This window comes from Comamonas fluminis, from assembly GCF_019186805.1.
In the GTDB taxonomy this organism is placed as follows: domain Bacteria; phylum Pseudomonadota; class Gammaproteobacteria; order Burkholderiales; family Burkholderiaceae_C; genus Comamonas; species Comamonas fluminis.
Genome location: NZ_CP066783.1, coordinates 2,882,457 through 2,899,313 on the forward strand (window position 1 = coordinate 2,882,457; position 16,857 = coordinate 2,899,313).

Annotated in this window: 17 protein-coding genes; 5 read left to right on the top strand and 12 right to left on the bottom strand. The window is 60.4% G+C overall.

Going from position 1 to position 16,857, the window contains the following annotated elements; genetic code table 11:
- Window positions 1-78: 78 nt before the first annotated feature.
- The 9 genes from JDW18_RS13455 to JDW18_RS13495 form a co-directional block, all read right to left on the bottom strand.
- The gene (locus tag JDW18_RS13455; protein WP_218239946.1) at window positions 79-774 is read right to left on the bottom strand and encodes an ABC transporter ATP-binding protein; all 696 of its coding nucleotides are present in this window, start codon (window positions 772-774) and stop codon (window positions 79-81) included.
- A 1-nt stretch (window position 775) separates the two neighbouring features.
- Entirely contained in the window at window positions 776-1,600 is an 825-nt protein-coding gene (locus JDW18_RS13460) for an ABC transporter ATP-binding protein (protein ID WP_218239947.1), read from the bottom strand.
- Between the two features lie 3 nt (window positions 1,601-1,603).
- A complete protein-coding gene (locus tag JDW18_RS13465; protein WP_218239948.1) occupies window positions 1,604-2,941 on the bottom strand; it encodes a branched-chain amino acid ABC transporter permease in 1,338 nt (445 codons plus the stop codon).
- Between the two features lie 3 nt (window positions 2,942-2,944).
- A complete protein-coding gene (locus JDW18_RS13470) occupies window positions 2,945-3,898 on the bottom strand; it encodes a branched-chain amino acid ABC transporter permease (RefSeq protein ID WP_218239949.1) in 954 nt (317 codons plus the stop codon).
- 108 nt (window positions 3,899-4,006) lie between these two features.
- A complete protein-coding gene (locus JDW18_RS13475; RefSeq protein ID WP_218239950.1) occupies window positions 4,007-5,242 on the bottom strand; it encodes a branched-chain amino acid ABC transporter substrate-binding protein in 1,236 nt (411 codons plus the stop codon).
- 475 nt (window positions 5,243-5,717) lie between these two features.
- Complete coding sequence (locus tag JDW18_RS13480; RefSeq protein WP_218239951.1) at window positions 5,718-6,953, bottom strand: branched-chain amino acid ABC transporter substrate-binding protein; 1,236 nt, start codon at window positions 6,951-6,953, stop codon at window positions 5,718-5,720.
- Window positions 6,954-7,140: 187 nt separating this feature from the next.
- Window positions 7,141-8,145 (bottom strand): DUF4123 domain-containing protein, encoded by a 1,005-nt coding sequence (locus tag JDW18_RS13485; protein WP_218239952.1) that lies wholly within the window; start codon window positions 8,143-8,145, stop codon window positions 7,141-7,143.
- On the bottom strand, window positions 8,142-8,402 hold the full coding sequence (locus JDW18_RS13490; protein WP_218239953.1) for a hypothetical protein: 261 nt from the start codon (window positions 8,400-8,402) through the stop codon (window positions 8,142-8,144). Before JDW18_RS13490 ends, JDW18_RS13485 begins: the two co-directional genes overlap by 4 nt.
- Window positions 8,403-8,471: 69 nt before the next feature.
- A complete protein-coding gene (locus JDW18_RS13495) occupies window positions 8,472-10,112 on the bottom strand; it encodes a 3-(methylthio)propionyl-CoA ligase (protein ID WP_218243902.1) in 1,641 nt (546 codons plus the stop codon).
- Window positions 10,113-10,357: 245 nt separating this feature from the next.
- Here JDW18_RS13495 and JDW18_RS13500 point away from each other — a divergent pair, with 245 nt between their 5' ends.
- The 5 genes from JDW18_RS13500 to JDW18_RS13520 all read left to right on the top strand — a co-directional run bounded on the left by JDW18_RS13500 (window position 10,358) and on the right by JDW18_RS13520 (window position 14,168).
- On the top strand, window positions 10,358-11,857 hold the full coding sequence (locus JDW18_RS13500) for a protein adenylyltransferase SelO (protein WP_218239954.1): 1,500 nt from the start codon (window positions 10,358-10,360) through the stop codon (window positions 11,855-11,857).
- Window positions 11,854-12,270, top strand: a complete 417-nt coding sequence (gene msrB, locus JDW18_RS13505) for a peptide-methionine (R)-S-oxide reductase MsrB (protein ID WP_218239955.1) — start codon at window positions 11,854-11,856, stop codon at window positions 12,268-12,270. The genes JDW18_RS13500 and msrB overlap by 4 nt, the downstream gene beginning before the upstream one ends.
- A 213-nt stretch (window positions 12,271-12,483) precedes the next feature.
- Window positions 12,484-13,041: a septation protein A gene (locus JDW18_RS13510; protein WP_218239956.1), complete on the top strand. Its 558-nt coding sequence runs from the start codon at window positions 12,484-12,486 to the stop codon at window positions 13,039-13,041.
- The gene (locus JDW18_RS13515; RefSeq protein WP_218239957.1) at window positions 13,038-13,304 is read left to right on the top strand and encodes a BolA family protein; all 267 of its coding nucleotides are present in this window, start codon (window positions 13,038-13,040) and stop codon (window positions 13,302-13,304) included. The genes JDW18_RS13510 and JDW18_RS13515 overlap by 4 nt, the downstream gene beginning before the upstream one ends.
- A 72-nt stretch (window positions 13,305-13,376) precedes the next feature.
- The gene (locus JDW18_RS13520) at window positions 13,377-14,168 is read left to right on the top strand and encodes a peptidylprolyl isomerase (protein ID WP_425514737.1); all 792 of its coding nucleotides are present in this window, start codon (window positions 13,377-13,379) and stop codon (window positions 14,166-14,168) included.
- A 75-nt stretch (window positions 14,169-14,243) separates the two neighbouring features.
- On the opposite strand, the gene JDW18_RS13525 is transcribed toward JDW18_RS13520, so the two are convergent.
- The 3 genes from JDW18_RS13525 to JDW18_RS13535 are packed head-to-tail and all read right to left on the bottom strand — an operon-like array spanning window position 14,244 to window position 16,692.
- Window positions 14,244-15,167 carry a hypothetical protein gene (locus JDW18_RS13525; RefSeq protein ID WP_218239959.1) on the bottom strand — a complete coding sequence of 308 codons (924 nt, stop codon included), beginning with the start codon at window positions 15,165-15,167 and terminating at the stop codon, window positions 14,244-14,246.
- Window positions 15,164-15,751 (bottom strand): sigma-70 family RNA polymerase sigma factor, encoded by a 588-nt coding sequence (locus JDW18_RS13530; RefSeq protein ID WP_246609915.1) that lies wholly within the window; start codon window positions 15,749-15,751, stop codon window positions 15,164-15,166. Before JDW18_RS13530 ends, JDW18_RS13525 begins: the two co-directional genes overlap by 4 nt.
- Before the next feature lie 56 nt (window positions 15,752-15,807).
- Window positions 15,808-16,692, bottom strand: a complete 885-nt coding sequence (locus JDW18_RS13535; protein WP_218239960.1) for a hypothetical protein — start codon at window positions 16,690-16,692, stop codon at window positions 15,808-15,810.
- Window positions 16,693-16,857 lie beyond the last annotated feature (165 nt).

Below are 16,857 nucleotides of genomic sequence, written 5' to 3' on the forward strand. Positions count from 1 at the left end.
AAAGGGGGACGACGGCCTCGCTGCAGGGCAGCCTTTGCTCGCCGTCTCTGAGTTGGGCCGCGCCAGTTTTTAAGGCCGCTAAACCTCCAGCCATTCCTTGCGGACTTTTTCGTTGGCTCTGAGTCCATCGGGCGTGCCATCAAAGACGATGCGGCCATGGCCCATGACCAGCGCGCGGTCCGAGATATTCATGGCGATGGTGAGCTTTTGCTCGATCAGCAGCACCGACACGCCGCGATCCTTGATCTTTTTCAGGTACTCGCCCACCAGCTCCACAATCTTGGGCGCCAGCCCTTCCGTGGGCTCATCAATAATGATGAGATCGGGGTCGCCCATCAGCGTGCGGCACAGGGTCAGCATCTGCTGCTCGCCGCCGGACATCACTCCGGCTTCGGTGTGCTGGCGCTCCTTGAGGCGCGGGAACATGGCATACATATCGTCAAAACCCCAGCGGCTGCCTTTGCCCTTGCCTTTCTGGCCCAAAAGCAGGTTCTGGTGCACGGTCAGATTGGGGAAAACATCGCGGCTTTCGGGCACATAGCCAATGCCCAGGTGCGCCACCTCATAGGCCTTTTTGCCACGCAGGTTCTGGTTTTTCCAGTCCAGCCCGCCCTCCCAGTGCACCAGGCCCATGATGGCCTTGGCCGTGGTGGAGCGCCCCGAGCCGTTGCGCCCCAGCAAAGCCACGATTTCGCCCTGATTGACTTCGAAATCCACGCCATGCAGCACATGGCTTTTGCCGTAATAGGCATTCAAATCACTGATCTTCAACATCTCAATGCCCTCCCGCCTGTTGGTCTGCAACGGAAGATCCTAAGTAAGCCTCCTGCACCCGTGCATTGGCGCGCACGGCCTCTGGCGTATCAAAGGCAATCACCTCGCCATAGACCACCACGGCAATCTTGTCGGCCAGGCCGAACACCACGCCCATGTCATGTTCCACCGTCAGCAGCGTCTTGCCTTCGGTGACTTTCTTGATGAGCTGGATGAAGTGCGCGGTCTCGCTGTTGCTCATGCCTGCCGTGGGTTCATCCAGCAAAATGACACTAGCGCCGCCGCCGATGGTGATACCGATCTCCAGCGCGCGCTGCTCGGCATAGGTCAGGTTGACGGCCAGCGTGTCGCGCTTGCGGTGCAGGCCAATCATTTCCATCAGCTCATTGGCCCGCGCATTGGCGTCGTGCAGATTCGAGAGAAAACGCCAGAAGCTGTAGCGGTAACCCAGACTCCAGAGCACGCTGCAGCGCAGGTTTTCAAACACCGACAGCTTGGGAAAGATGTTGGTGATCTGGAAACTGCGTGACAAGCCCATGCGGTTGATCTCGAACGGCTTTTTGCCATCAATGCGCTGGCCGTGCAGCAGCACCTCTCCGCTGGTTGGCGCAAAGCGCCCGCTGATCAGGTTGAACAAGGTGCTCTTGCCCGCGCCGTTGGGGCCGATGATGGCAATGCGCTCGCCCGCATTCACGGCCAGTTGCGCACCGCGAATGATCTCGCTCTTGCCAAAGCTCTTGCGCAGATCACGCAGCTCCAGCGCATAAGCCTGACCCGGCTTTTGCACCGACTGAGGAGCAGATGATGGAATAGCAACACTGCTCATGGCTCAAGCCTCCCCTTTTTTGATCGTCTCTTCAATCGCTTCCTGAATCTGCCCCCAGTGCCGCGCCGTGATGCGGCGAGCCACTTCCAGCAGACCCAGACCCACGACCAGTACCACAATGGCAACTACCCAGGTCGCGGCTGCGCTGGTGTCCAGCTTTGTGCCCATGAAGGACACGTTCGCACCCATTGCAGCGTTCAGCTGCAGGTGGTATATCATCTCGATCAGCGCGGCTGCGCCCACAATCGTCACAATGGCCGCCACCAGCACGCCCAGATAGGGCTTGAGCAGGCGCTTGAAGTGCCCGAACTTGGCCACGCGCAGATTCATCATGATGATGCTGGCCACACCACCGGGTGCATACATCACCATCAGCAGGAAGACCAGGCCCAGATACAGCAGCCAGGCCTTGGTCAGCTCGGACAGCAGCACCGAGGCCAGCACCAGCAGCACGGCACCGATGATGGGACCGAAGAAGAACGTCGCCCCACCCAGGAAGGTGAACAGCAGATAGCCGCCCGAGCGCACCACGCTGACGCTGTCCATGGCCGTGATGATTTCAAAATTGATAGCTGTCAGCCCTCCACCAATACCGGCAAAGAAGCCCGCGATGATGAAAGCGAAGTAGCGCACACGCTGGGTGTTGTAGCCCACGAACTCCACGCGCTCGGGGTTGTCGCGCACGGCGTTCAGCATGCGCCCCAGCGGCGTGCCGGTGAAGGCAAACATGGCGGCCGTGCAGATGAAGCAATACACCGCAATCAGGTAGTACACCTGCAGGCCCGAGCCAAAATCCAGCCCGAAGAACTTGCTGTACACCCGGTCGGTGGTGATGCCACCTTCGCCCCCGAAGAACTCGGGAAACATCAGCGCCATGGAGGCCACCAGCTCACCCAGGCCCATGGTAATCATGGCAAAAGTGGTGCCGGACTTCTTGGTCGTCACATAGCCGAACAGCGCAGCAAAGAACATGCCCGCCAGCCCGCCAATGATGGGAATCAGCACCAGCGGAATGGGCAGCGCACCCGCTGCAGCCTTGTTCATGGCGTGAATGGCCAGAAAAGAGCCCAGCCCGGTGTAGACCGCGTGACCGAAGCTCAGCATGCCGCCCTGCCCCAGCAGCATGTTGTACGACAGGCAGATGATGATGAGATAGCCAATCTGGCTGAGCATGGTCAGCGCCAGCGAACTGGTGAAGATCAGCGGTGCCACGATCAGCGCCAGAGCAAACAGGCCCCAGACCAGAATGCGCCCGATATTCAGCGGCTTGAAGCGATAGTGCGCCTGCTCAGGCTGCTTGGCGGCAGCGGAGTTGATGCTTGTTTTTGTCATGGAATTCATGGCTCAGTCCCCTCGCGTGCCCAGCAAGCCCTTGGGGCGGAAAATCAGAATCAGCACCAGGAACAGGTACGGCAAGATTGGTGCCACCTGCGACACCGTCAGGCGCAGCACGGGCCAGCCAAAGGTGGACTCATTGACCTGATGGCCCATGGAAGTCAGCGCACTGGCCATGGACCAGTCAATGGCCACGGCAAAGGTCTGCACCACGCCAATCAGCAGCGAAGCCACAAAAGCCCCCACCAGCGAGCCCATGCCGCCCACCACCACCACCACAAAGATGATGGAGCCCACCGATGCCGCCATGGCAGGCTCGGTCACATAGGTATTGCCGCCAATCACGCCCGCCAGCCCTGCCAGCGCGCAGCCGCCGCCAAAGACCATCATGAAGACACGCGGCACGTTGTGGCCCAGCGCCTCCACCATCTCGGGGTTCTTGAGTGCGGCCTGAATTACCAGGCCAATGCGTGTGCGTGTCAACAGCAACCACACGGCCACCAGCATCAGCAGCGCCACCAACATCACAAAAGAGCGCGACTTGGGAAACTGCGTGCCGTACAGCGTGAACAGCGGGCCCTGCAGCGAAGGCGGCAGCGCATAAGGCACGGTGCCGCGCCCCCACACCAGTTGCACCACTTCCAGAATCAGGTAAGACAGGCCAAAGGTGATCAGCAATTCCGGCACATGGCCATATTTGTGCACGCGGCGCAGGCTGTAGCGCTCAAACAGCGCCCCCAGCACGCCCACCAGCACGGGACTGATGAACAGTGCGGGCCAGAAGCCGACAATGCCGCTGAGCGTGTAGGCAAAATAGGCGCCCAGCATGTAGAAGCTGGTGTGCGCAAAATTCAGCACGCCCATCATGCTGAAGATCAGCGTCAGCCCCGAGCTGAGCATGAACAGCAGCAGCCCGTAGCTCACGCCGTTGAGCAGCGATATGGTGAAAAATTCAGGCGTCATTGACTGGCCTTGCTTTGAAGAGATCGGAAGAAAACCGCTGCGCCCTGCACCTGGTTGTCGTGGTTCTGGGCTCGCATCTCGCAGCGCTTACGGCAAAGCAGCAGACGTTCAGGACGGCCGCTTCATCTGGCAAGTGGTTGGCGTGCTGGCCACATAGGGCTCGTAATACTTCACAGGCGCGAAGGTATAGCCGGTGTTTTCCGCGTCGTACGGATATTTGCCACCCGCCTTCTGCCACTTGGTGATGTACAGGCCCTGCTGCAGCTGGTGATCGCTCTTGCGCATCTCCACTTCGCCGTTGAAGCTCTTGATCTTCATGCCTTCCAGCGCCGCAGCCACCTTCACGGGATCGGTCGATCCCGTCTTCACAAACGCTGCATCCAGCAGTGCAAACACGTGATAGATGGAGGCCTGCGTCAGGTCGTCGTTGAACTTCTTCTTGAAGCTGGCCATGCTGGCCTGAATGGGCGCGCCCATGTTGTAGTGGCCGTAGCCCACGGTGAACACCTTGCCGTCAGATGCCGCGCCCATGGCTGTGGGCGCCCCCGCACCAAAGGCGTAGTAGGTATAGAACTTGACGTTGTTCAAACCCGCATCGTTGGCCGCCTTGAGCAGTAGCGACAAGTCAGCCCCCCAGTTGCCGGTGATGACTGTATCGGCACCGGACTGCTTGATCTTGGCCACATAGGGGGCAAAGTCGCGCACCTGTGCCAGCGGCGAGAAGTCGTCTCCCACAATTTCTACATCGGGGCGTTTTTTCTTGAGCAGCTCCTTGGCGTATTTGGAAACCTGCTGGCCATGGCCGTAGTTCTGGTTGATCAGATAGACCTTCTTGACCTCTGCATCGTCCTTCATGAAGGTGGTCAGCGCCTCCATCTTCATGGAAGTGTCGGCATCGAGGCGGAAATGCCAGTAACTGCACTTGCTGTTGGTGAGATCGGGGTCCACCGCCGCGTAGTTCAGGAACAGCAGCTCCTTGCCCTTGCTGCGATTGTTGTGCTTTTCCAGCGCATCGATGATGGCCAGCGCCGGGCCTGAGCCATTGCCCTGAGAGACATAGCGCACACCTTGGTCCATGGCCGAGCGCAGTGCCGCCGTGGTCTCCTGCGGGCTGAGCTTGTTATCCATGGGAACAATCTCGAACTTCACGCCTGAGGCATTTTTTTGATTGAACTCTTCGGCCAGCAACTGAAAGGTCTTGAGCTGATTGGTTCCCACCGCAGCCATCAGGCCGGACAAGGGATCAATCCAGCCAATCTTGACGGTCTCGCCCTTTTGCGCCCACGCTGCGCTGACACCAACGGCCATGGCCGAGAGAGCTACCGTACGCATCACCCATCTCATACTTGTCTCCTTTCATAGTTATTGCTAGCACTGCTCGCAAATCTACCGGCGGGTAGACTTTTCTTTGCTGGGGAAAGCCTTAGAAGCTATCGCTCATGCGACTACGAAAGCCTTTTGCCCGACGTCTGCGACACGTGCGAGACAGCAGCCACCCGCTGCACTAGGGTCTGTTGAGATTTAGGCGAGGATCGCGTTGCAGCGACAGGAGGCTGGATGCTAGGCGTATGACCGAAGCAATGCTCATGCCTTGCGAGGGCATGCAACAACGCAGACGGCCTCCTGTCGCTGCAACCTGAAGGGAAGGAATCTGGCCGCCCGCCACTCGTTGTTGCATTCCTTGTGCGGGTGGGCACCCGCACGGCGTCACGCGCCTAGATTGGCAGGCGGCCAGAATCCTTCGCGACCTTGCTCAATTCTCAACAGACCCTAACAAAAAAGGGTGCACAAAGCACCCTTTTTGATCGTCAGAACCGCCTCAGGAAGGTCGCTTCATCTGGCAGCTGGTCGGCGTGCTGGCCACATAGGGCTCGAAGTATTTGACGGGCACAAAGGTGTAGCCGGTGTTCTCGGAATCGGTCGGATACTTGCCCCCCGCCTTTTCCCAGCGGGTGATGTACAGGCCCTGCTGCAACTGGTGATCGCTCTTGCGCATCTCGACGTCACCGTTGTAGTTCTGGAACTTCATGCCTTCCATGGTGGCCGCGACCTTGGCGGGATCGGTGGTCTTGGCGCGTGCAAAGGCCTGATCCAGCATGTTCAGGCCGGTATAGACCGTGCCGGTGTACATATCGTCATTGACCTTGGCCTTGAAGCCCTTGACGATCTTGTCCATGGTGCCGGGCAGATTCAGGTGGCCGTAGCCCACCATGTAAACCTTGCCCGCCGCTGCAGCGCCCATGGCGGTGGGTGCGCCGGTGGCAATGCCGTAATAGGTGTAGAACTTGACGTTGTTCAGGCCTGCATCATTGGCGGCCTTGATAAGCAGCGCCAGGTCCGAGCCCCAGTTGCCGGTAATCACCGAATCGGCACCGGACTGCTTGATCTTGGCCACATAGGGCGCAAAGTCACGCACCTGCGCCAGCGGCGAGAAGTCGTCCCCCACGATTTCCACATCGGGGCGCTTTTTCTTGAGCATGTCCTTGGCAAACTTGGAGACTTGCTGGCCGTGCGCGTAGTTCTGGTTGATCAGATAGACCTTTTTGACGTCTGGCAGGTCTTTCATATAGGTGGTCAGCGCTTCCATCTTCATGGAAGTGTCCGCATCCAGACGGAAATGCCAGTAGCTGCACTTGCTATTGGTGAGATCAGGGTCCACCGCCGCGTAGTTCAGGTAAACCACTTCCTTGCCCTTGTTGCGGGCGTTGTGCTTTTCCAGCGCATCCATGATGGCCAGCGCGGGGCCAGAGCCATTGCCCTGAAACACATAGCGCACGCCCTGGTCCATGGCCGAACGCAGGGCCGCCGTGGTTTCCTGCGGGCTGAGCTTGTTGTCAATGCCGATGATTTCAAACTTCACACCAGAGGCGCTGCTTTTGTTGATCTCCTCGGCCGCATACTGCAGGCTCTTGAGCTGGTTGGAGCCCAGCGCCGCCATCAGGCCAGACAGCGGGTCAATCCACGCCACCTTGACCGTCTCCCCCTTCTGGGCCATTGCACTACCCGCACACGCCAGGATTACCGATGCTGTCAAAGCCTTGATTGCAAACTTCATTGAGCGTCTCCATTGGTGGTTATGAGCGACGCCCAGACTAAAGGGCAAGCAGGCAATCGGCGCTTGGGGCTTGCCCTAGCGTTTATCACCTTGGCGACTGATGCCCGTTAACGCGATCTTTCTACTACCAAAACAATAGCTTGCAGCGCTTTCAAATCAAGCACTGCAAGCCAATTCAGCATAAATATCAACGGGGAAGCGCTGCCTCCTGCAACGGGCGGCCAGCGTCATCCAGCAGCAGCCTGGCGGGCTGCATGTCTTTGTCGTCAATGACCTCGCTCAGCACATCCATGGCCTTGTCAAACCGCAAGGTGCCCGCCTTCACCTGGGCCAGCACCGGCTTGACGCGAGGCAGCTGGTCAAAGCGCGTGCCAGCAACCAGCGCCAGGCACAGGTAGTTCACCAAATCGCGCGGGCCGCGCAAGCCGTAGCGACTGGCAAACGCGATCTGCTGGCGCACAAACCAGTACATGGGCAACGGCGGCAACTTGTCGCGCAACATCGGCTGGTTCAGGCGCAGGTAGTAAATCAGCAAATCGGGCAGATTGGCCGCCAGCATGGCGTCGATCTGTGCCTTGCTCAGGCTGATGGGCAAGGCGCCAGCGGGCTTGATGGTGTCCTTTGCGGCGGCATATTCCACCAGTCGACCAGAGCGGCTCCAGCAAACCCAGCGCGCAATGGGCCCCAGCAGGGCTTGCCGCTGCGCGGGCTCCAGCACCGCCTCAATGCGGCTGCCGGTATCCACATCGGTCTGCCCCATCAGGGCGGCCAGCACGGCCGGGTCCCAGAAAGCCAGATACATAGGCTCCTGCCCCTGCAGCTTCACATCGATTGCACGGCGCAGGTGTGCCAGCAGCACATCCATATCGCAGTCTGTGGTCAGCAAACTGGCGCTGGGCTGGGTCTGCACAATGCTCAGCACATGGTCCAGCAGCTTTTTCTGCGGCTGGCCCAGCTCAGTGCCCACGGTGCCCAGGCGCACCAGCCATGGGCACAGCTGCGCTTCCTTGCTGCCCCGCTCAAAGCCAAACAGGGGCTGGGCATCATTGGCTGGCAGCAATGCCTTCAGCGACGCGCTTTGCGCCAGATCCAGCAGCACATACAGCTGCTGGGCCGGTGCGCTCTGGCGCAGTTGCTTGAAATACTGCCCCCAGACTTCGGCCGCCGGGCGCATGGTCTGCCAGTCGCTCATGCGGCCTCCCGGTTCACAAAAGGCGATCTTTGCTGGGCGCGGCGCTGCAGGCATTCCCAGCACACATCACGCGCAGCCACCACCGATTTTGCGGCCAGCAAAGCCTGCGCATCACAGCTGCCAGCCATGGCCGCCGACCAGGGCAGCAAGCCCGTCAGCATGGCGGCGCCCATCAATTGCCTGCGCCGCAGGCTGGCGCCTTCACGTTCACAGTCACATTGGCATTCGCCTTGGCCCGGCTCGAATTCAGAGGACATACCCGCCATTCAGAAATAAAAAAAACCATCATCGCATGATGATGGTTTGGACCGAGGCAAAAGAAAGCGTCAAATCGTTGGCAGCTTGTAGTCCTTGAGCTCTTCACGCAGCTTGGTCTTGAGCATCTTGCCCGTGGCGCCCAGCGGAATGGCGTCCACAAACACCACATCGTCAGGCACCTGCCATTTGGCGGCCTTGCCCTCAAAGAACTTCAGCAGCTCTTCGCGCGTCACTTCGGCGCCTGGCTTTTTGGCCACGGCCACAATGGGGCGCTCGTCCCACTTGGGGTGCGGCATGCCGATGCAGGCCGCCATAGCCACAGCGGGGTGCGCCATGGCAATGTTTTCAATGTCGATGGAGCTGATCCACTCGCCGCCAGACTTGATCACATCCTTGCTGCGGTCGGTGATCTGCATATAGCCATCGGGGTCAATGGTGGCCACATCGCCCGTGGGGAACCAGCCATAGCCATCTGCGCTGTGCACCAGCGGGTCGCCACTGCCCTTGTAGTAGCTGTTGATGATCCAGGGGCCGCGCACCAGAAGGTCGCCATAGCTCTTGCCATCCCAGGGCTGGTCTTCGCCTGCGTCGTTGACGATCTTCATCTCCACGCCAAAGATGGCACGACCCTGCTTCTGGCGCAGCTTCATCTGCTCTTCCTTGGGCAGACTCAGGTGCTTGTTCTTGAGAGTGGACAGCGTGCCCAGCGGGCTCATTTCCGTCATGCCCCAGGCGTGCAGCACATCCACGCCATAGTCGTCCTGGAAGGCCGAGATCATGGCGGGCGGGCAGGCCGAGCCGCCAATCACCGTGCGGTTGAGTTTGGAAAAGCGCAAGCCATTGGGCTTCATATGGCCCAGCAGCATCTGCCACACCGTGGGCACACCGGCCGCAAAGGTCACGCCTTCGGCTTCAATCAGCTCATAAACCGATTTTCCATCCAGTGCAGGGCCGGGAAACACCAGCTTGCAGCCGGTGAGTGCCGCCGAATATGGAATGCCCCAGGCGTTGACGTGGAACATGGGCACCACGGGCAGCACCGAGTCGCGGGCAGACAGGTTCATCACATCGGGCAAGGCCGCCGCATAAGCGTGCAAGGTGCTGGAGCGGTGGCTGTACAGCGCAGCCTTGGGGTTGCCCGTGGTGCCGCTGGTGTAGCACATGCTGGACGCGGTGTTTTCATCAAACTGCGGCCACTGATAGGTGGTGGGCTGCCCTTCAATCCATGTCTCATAGCTGATCAGACCAGGAATGCCGCTGTCGGCAGGCAGCCGGTCAGCATCGCACAGCACCACCCATTTCTGCACCTGCGGGCACTTGGCGTGCACGGCCTGAATGATGGGCAGAAAGCTCAGATCAAAGCACAGCGCCTTGTCTTCCGCGTGGTTGACGATCCAGGCAATCTGCTCGGGGTGCAGACGCGGGTTGATGGTATGCAGCACCCGGCCCGAGCCGCTGACGCCGAAATACATCTCCATGTGGCGATAGCCATTCCAGGCCAGGCTGGCCACGCGGTCGCCCTGCGCAAGACCCATGCCATCCAGCGCATGGGCCAGTTGACGCGAGCGCGCCGCCAGGTCCTTATAGGTATAGCGGTGAATGTCCCCTTCCACGCGACGCGAGACAATCTCCGCATCGAAATGGTGGCGTGCAGCAAATTCGATCAGGGACGAAATCAGCAGCGGCTGGTTTTGCATCAAACCCAACATTGGCATGTCTCTCTCCTCGGTAGCGTGGTTATTGTTGGAAAGCATCCTAGCGTGCGCAGAACTGCCACCATGAGGGGACTGTCACCAATGCGTAACTGTGGCGACGTTTGCAGGCATCCTCCCTATGGACGATGCAAGCGCACCCCGGGAAAAACCTAGGATTGGCTACTGCGCTGCAAGGCCTTTTCCGCCATTCAACAGCCCTACTCCTGCAGGCTTTGATACCCCTCAAGCACAATGGCCGCATGAGCGAATCCACTGCCCCGCAATGGCACAGCCCCGGCCGCTTTGAAGCCCTGGGCCCGGCATTTTTCACCTATCTGCAGCCCTCACCGGTGTCTGCCCCTTACTGGGTGGCCACCAGTGCCAGCACCGCGCACTGGATGGGACTGAACCCCGACTGGCTGCGCAGCGACGAAGCCCTGCAAGCCCTGTCCGGTAGCGCCATCGCACCGGGCAGCAAGCCGCTGGCCAGCGTTTACAGCGGCCACCAGTTCGGCCACTGGGCGGGCCAGCTCGGTGATGGCCGCGCCATCATGCTGGGCGAGACTGCGCAAGGCTTTGAAGTCCAGCTCAAAGGCGCTGGCCGCACGCCCTATTCCCGCGGCGGCGATGGCCGCGCCGTGCTGCGCTCGTCCATTCGAGAGTTTCTGTGCAGCGAAGCCATGGCCGCCCTAGGCATTCCCACCACGCGCGCACTGGCGCTGACGGGCTCACCCCTGCCCGTGGCACGCGAAAGCATTGAAACCGCTGCCGTCGTCACCCGGGTGGCCGTGAGCTTTGTGCGCTTTGGCCACTTTGAGCATTTCGCCGCACGCGATATGCAGACCGAACTCAAGGCGCTGGCCGATATGGTCATCGACCAGCACTACCCCGAATGCCGCACCGCCACTGCGCTCAACGGCAATGCCTACGCCAACTTCCTGCAGGCCGTGAGCGAGCGCACAGCGCGGCTGCTGGCCCAGTGGCAGGCTGTGGGCTTTTGCCACGGGGTGATGAATACCGACAATATGAGCATTCTGGGCCTGACGATTGACTACGGCCCCTTCCAGTTTCTGGATGCTTTCGACCCCGGCCATATCTGCAACCACAGCGACAACCAGGGCCGCTACGCCTTCAACCGCCAGCCCCAGGTGGCCTACTGGAATCTGTACTGCCTGGGCCAGGCCTTGCTGCCGCTGATTGGCGATGAAGAGCTGACCATTGCCGCACTGGAATCGTACAAAACCGTCTTCCCGGCCGCCTACGCCACGCAGATGCTGCGCAAGCTGGGCCTGCCCGATGACGCCCCCGGCACCGCTGCTGGCGAAGGCCGCTTTGCCCAGATCGTCAACCCGCTGCTGCAGATACTGGCCGACAACAAGGTGGACTACACCATCTTCTTCACGCGCTTGACCGAAGCAGTGACGCAAGCCAAAGACGGCCAACCAGACCTGGAGCCGCTGCGCGACATCATCCTGGACCGCGCCACATTCGATGCCTGGTCGCTCACCTATTCAGAGCAGCTAGCGCAAGTGGATCAAGCACAATCGGCCAATTGGATGCAAAAATCGAATCCCCGCTACGTGCTGCGCAACCACCTGGGCGAAACCGTGATTCGCGCCGCACAGGGTGGCGACTTTGCCCCCGTTCAGCAAATTCTGGCCGTGCTGCAAGCCCCGTATGACTCGCACCCGGACCATGGCGACTGGGCCGGCTTCCCGCCCGACTGGGCCTCCTCCATTGAAATCAGCTGTTCATCATGAGCTTTCCCCTCCAGAAATCCGATGCCGAATGGCAAACCCTGCTGCAGGAAAAAGGCGCCGAGCCTGCCTCCTTCCAGGTCACGCGCCATGCGGCGACTGAGCGGCCTTTTACCGGCAAGTACGAGCAGTTCTGGGCCGATGGCAGCTACCACTGCGTCTGCTGCGGCAACAAGCTGTTTGACTCACACACCAAGTTTGATGCCGGTTGCGGCTGGCCCAGTTTTGATCTGGCCGTGCCCGGCGCCATTACCGAAATCACCGACCGCAGCCACGGCATGGTGCGCGTGGAAACCGTGTGCAGCCAGTGCGGCGCCCACCTGGGCCATGTCTTTCCCGATGGACCCACCGATACCGGACTGCGTTACTGCATGAATTCGGCCTCGCTGGACTTTCAAAACGATCATCAAAAATAAGAGCGCATCGCGCTTGATACATCTGCACTCAAGGCAGATTTCACACAAAACCCGCATCGGCACCACATCAGCTTTGATAGCTGAATCCGTCCTGCACACAAGGCTTTGGCCGAGGTGGGCATGGCGCTTGGTGCATGATGCGCGTTTGCCGACCGTGCGGGAACCATCCGGGCCCTGCGTGATCGGAACATCAGAACCACTGACACACCGCGCATGAAGCTGCTGCTTGATTTTTTCCCCATCATTCTGTTTTTCGTGGTCTTCAAGGTCTGGGGCATCTATGCCGCCACGGCCGTAGCCATTGTTGCCACCATCGTGCAGATTGCCTATCTGCGTTTCAAGAACGGCAAGATCGAGCCCATGCAATGGATGAGCCTGGGCGTCATCGTGCTGTTTGGCGGCGCCACCTTGCTGGCCCACGACGAAAACTTCATCAAATGGAAGCCCACCGTGCTGTACTGGCTGATGGGCGGCGCACTGCTGATTGGCCAGCTGGTCTTCAAGAAAAACCTGCTGCGCTCCGTCATGGGCGCCCAGCTGCAGCTGCCCGACGCCATCTGGCTCAAGCTGAACTGGGCCTGGTCGGCATTTTTCGCCGTCATGGGCGCGCTCAACATCTGGATTGCCTACCACTTCGACACCGACACCTGGGTCAACTTCAAGCTGTTTGGCGGCATGGGCCTGATGGTGGTGTTCGTCATTGCGCAGGCCATCTACATGAGCCGCTACCTGCCCCAGGAAGGCGCTGAAAAAAAGGATCAGCAGCCATGAGCGTGACCATCAGCGCCCCCGCCATGGACGCAGCCCTGCGCCAGCGTCTGGCCCCCACGCAGCTGGAGGTCATTGACGAGAGCTACCAGCACGCAGGCCACGCCGGTGCCAACGACAGCGGCGTGGGCACGCATTTTCGCGTTCGCATCGCCTGTGCAGGCTTTGACGGCAAAAGCCGCGTAGCGCGCCACCGCCTTGTGTATGATGCACTGCAAGATTTCTTTGACCAGGGTGTTCACGCCGTCGCCATCGAAGTTTTATGACCTCAGGCTCCGTTCTACGGAGCCTGTTGCGTATGGGCAGAACCTAATTCAATTTTCTCAATCAAGACTCGAATGAGCATGAATCAAAAGCAATTGGCCCGCCTGGTGGGCGCAGCAGTTCTGGGCTTTGCCGCCCTGTCCGCATCGGCACAAAACGCTGCCATCGTCAATGGCAAGGCCGTGCCCCTGGCCCGTGTGAACGCCCTGAAGGCCCAGATCGAAGCCAGCGGCCAGGCCGTGCCGCCCGAGATGGAAAAGATGATCAAGGATGAGGTCATCTTCCGCGAAATCCTGATGCAGGAAGCCAACCGCCGTGGCGTTGCCGCTTCCGACACCTACAAGCAACAAATGGAACTGGCCCGCCAGACCGTGCTGATCAACGCCCTGCGCGCAGACTTCGAGAAGACCAATCCTGTCACCGACGCAGAAGCCAAGGCCGAGTACGACAAGTTTGCCGGCGCCAACGCAGGCAAGGAAGTCAAGGCCAGCCACATCCTGGTGGAGTCCGAAGACCGTGCCAAGGCCATCATTGCGGAAGTGAAGGCGGGCAAGAAGTTTGAAGACATCGCCAAGAAGGAATCCAAGGACCCCGGATCGGGCGCCCGTGGTGGCGAGCTGGGCTGGGCCAACCCCGAAAACTATGTACCTGAATTCACACAGGCTCTGCTGAAGCTGAAAAAGGGCGAGCTGACTGCAGCCCCCGTCAAGAGCCAGTACGGCTGGCACATCATCCGCATGGATGACGAGCGCCAGGCCGAACTGCCCAAGTTTGAAGACGTCAAGCCTCAGATCGTTGAGCAACTGAAGCAGCAAAAACTGCAGCAATTCCAGGATCAGCTGCGCAAAAACGCAAAAATCCAGTAACATGTTTCTGCGCCAGTGCCCAAAAGCACTGGCCTGACCATCACCCAAGCCCGCTCACGCGGGCTTTTTTTGTGCTCAGCGCTCGCTGTCTGCTCCTTTTTCAGAAGCATCCTGCGCAGGCAGTTCATGGGCCTGCGGCTTTTTTCGCGGGCGGCATGTTGCGGCCTTGTCTGCACCTTGCACTGCACTCTTGCGCCGCGCTTCCTCAATGGCCTGCGGTGTCTGCGGCTCTGGCGGGCACAGCGGCAGCGGTGCCTGCTCCTTTGAAGCCTCTGCAGACTCGGCGCTGATGGCCTTGTTTGCCGCCGCAGAGTGCTGCATTTTTGCCTGCGCCACATGCCCAGGCTGCGTGGGTTCAGCCCCCGGATCAGTCGCGGCCACCTCGGCCTGCTGCGCTCTTGGCGCTGGTGCTGCCGCTGGTGCTGGTGGTACTGGCAGGTGCGGCCTCACACTGGCGGCGGATCTGGATGGAGCAGCAGCGGTAACAGGTGCCGCATCGGCTACGGCATCAGCAGGTACTGCGGCAGTTTCTGCAGAGGCCTCCGCCGCAACCGGCGCAGCAGGCTCGGCAACTGCGTCTGCAGGCACTGCAGCGGGAGCACTTGCAGATGCGTCTGCGGGGGCTTGTGCGGGGGCATCCGCATGCGCAATCACCGCGTGGTCTGCCGCAGCTCCGGCGCCAATGCCGCGGTCAGAGCCATCCCAGCCGGAAAAATGCTGCATCATCAGCCAGCCCACCACCCCCACAGCAGCCAGCCCCCCCAGCGCGTGGCGCAGCCACAGCCGGTCATTGGCGGCAGGTTTGGCTGCGGGTTTGGCAGACTGTGGCGCAGGCTCACGCGCCTTGCGCGCAAGCTCCTGCGCCTGCTGGCGTGCATGGGCCAGAATCGCGGCGCGGCTGGCGGCGCTGGGGCCACGATCATCGGCAACCGCTTCGTGATAGAGATCGCGCAGCGCATCGGGCTTGCGGGCCTGCGGTGAATCTTGCGTCTGGCTCATATCTGCCCTTCCAGCGCCTGGCGCAGCTTGGAGCGCGCATAGCGCAAGCGGCTTTTGGCCGTTTCTTCAGCAACCCCAGTGGCTTGCGCAATATCTGCCACCGTCATATCAGCCTCCACCTGCAGCAAAAAGCATTCACGCTGCTCAACTGGCAATTGGGCCAGCGCATCCAGCAGCAACTGGGCCAGCAAGCGCCGATCAAGGCGATGGTCCGGCTCAAAACCGGACGCGGCAAACAGGCTCTCCGCCAGCCGCTGAGACTCTTCAGAGTCACCACCAAGGCTCAGGCCAGGCCTTCGCCTGCGCCAGTGATCGACCAGCCGGTGATGCGCCATGGTGAACAGCCAGGTGGTGAATTTGCTGCGAATTTCATAGCTGGTAGCGCTTTCCACGACTGAAAACCACAGGTCCTGACTCAGGTCATCGGCCAGCGCCGCATCACCGGTGTTACGAAAAAAGTAGCGCCACAGCCGCTGCTCGTGGCGTTGGTACAGGGTCTCGAATGCCATGGCCTGCCCTGCTGCATAGCTTTGCATCAGGATCTCATCACTCAATACGGCATGGGCCAGTGGCTGTTCGGACATGCCCGCGATTTAAGCAAATTTCGCGGGCCTGTGCGAACAGGCCTGCGACACGGCCCTCAGTTGCGTGGTGGATCGGGCACAAAGCCGCTATCTGCCGGGAATGCGCTGGGGCTGCGTGGCGCGGCCGGGCGAGGACGTGGCTCGCGAATCACGCCCTTGGCAACCAGGTTGGCATAGCTGTCGTAGCGAATGCGCACAACGCGGCGGGGCCTGTCGGTATCGGCCTCAAAATCCACCTGGGTGACTTGCGAGCTTTCTACCGCACCGTGGCCTGTACCCAGCGACGGCGTGGCCGAGGGTGCACGCTTGACAGTGCTGCTCTTGTTGCTGGCACTTGGGGCAGGGGCTGCTGCATCAGCAGCCACAGCCTCAGACTCCTTCATGGAAGGCTCATAGATCGGGCCGTTGTAAACCGGCTCTGGCAGCTTTTCGCGGTACAGCGCCACGCCGATCACGCCCACATCCTTCGGACGGCCGGTGCGACTGGCGTAGGACATATCGCTTTGCGAGAAGTAGAAAGCGGCCACGCTGTCATTGCTCTTGCGCCAGCCGGTGACGTCGTAGCTGTCGCCCGCATCGAATACATAGCCGTCTTCCGCCTTGGCGCTGGCAGTCTTGCCGGTGATGACATTGACGCCATCGACGCTGATGACTGCCATGATGCGGCGCTCCTCCAGACTGCGCACACGCACGGCGTAGTTGGCGCCGGGCCGGCCAGCCACCCACAGCTCACCCTCAAACGCATAAAGCGGCAGCACCTTCCCCGTGGCTCTCTCGACGATGCTGATATCCGCCACCCGGTGGCGCTCATTGCCGCGTATCCATGCACTGGCACTGCCAACGCTGGCGGCCAGCACGGTGCAGATCAAGGACGCACGCAGCAGGCGGCTGCGCGTGATGGAAAGGCCGGGGGTGGCTGGGGCGGTGCGATTAGAGAACATGGTTGTTATCTCCTGATAGTTCCGTTGCGACAGACTTGTCCTGTGCTGAAACGCAGCAGCCGGGCCAATGGGGTTAAATCCGGCGCACTTTAGTTGCAAGTATTTGCAACACAGCTTTGCCCAGCCACACCCTGCCTTGCACGGGGCTTCTCTGGCACAATCGCG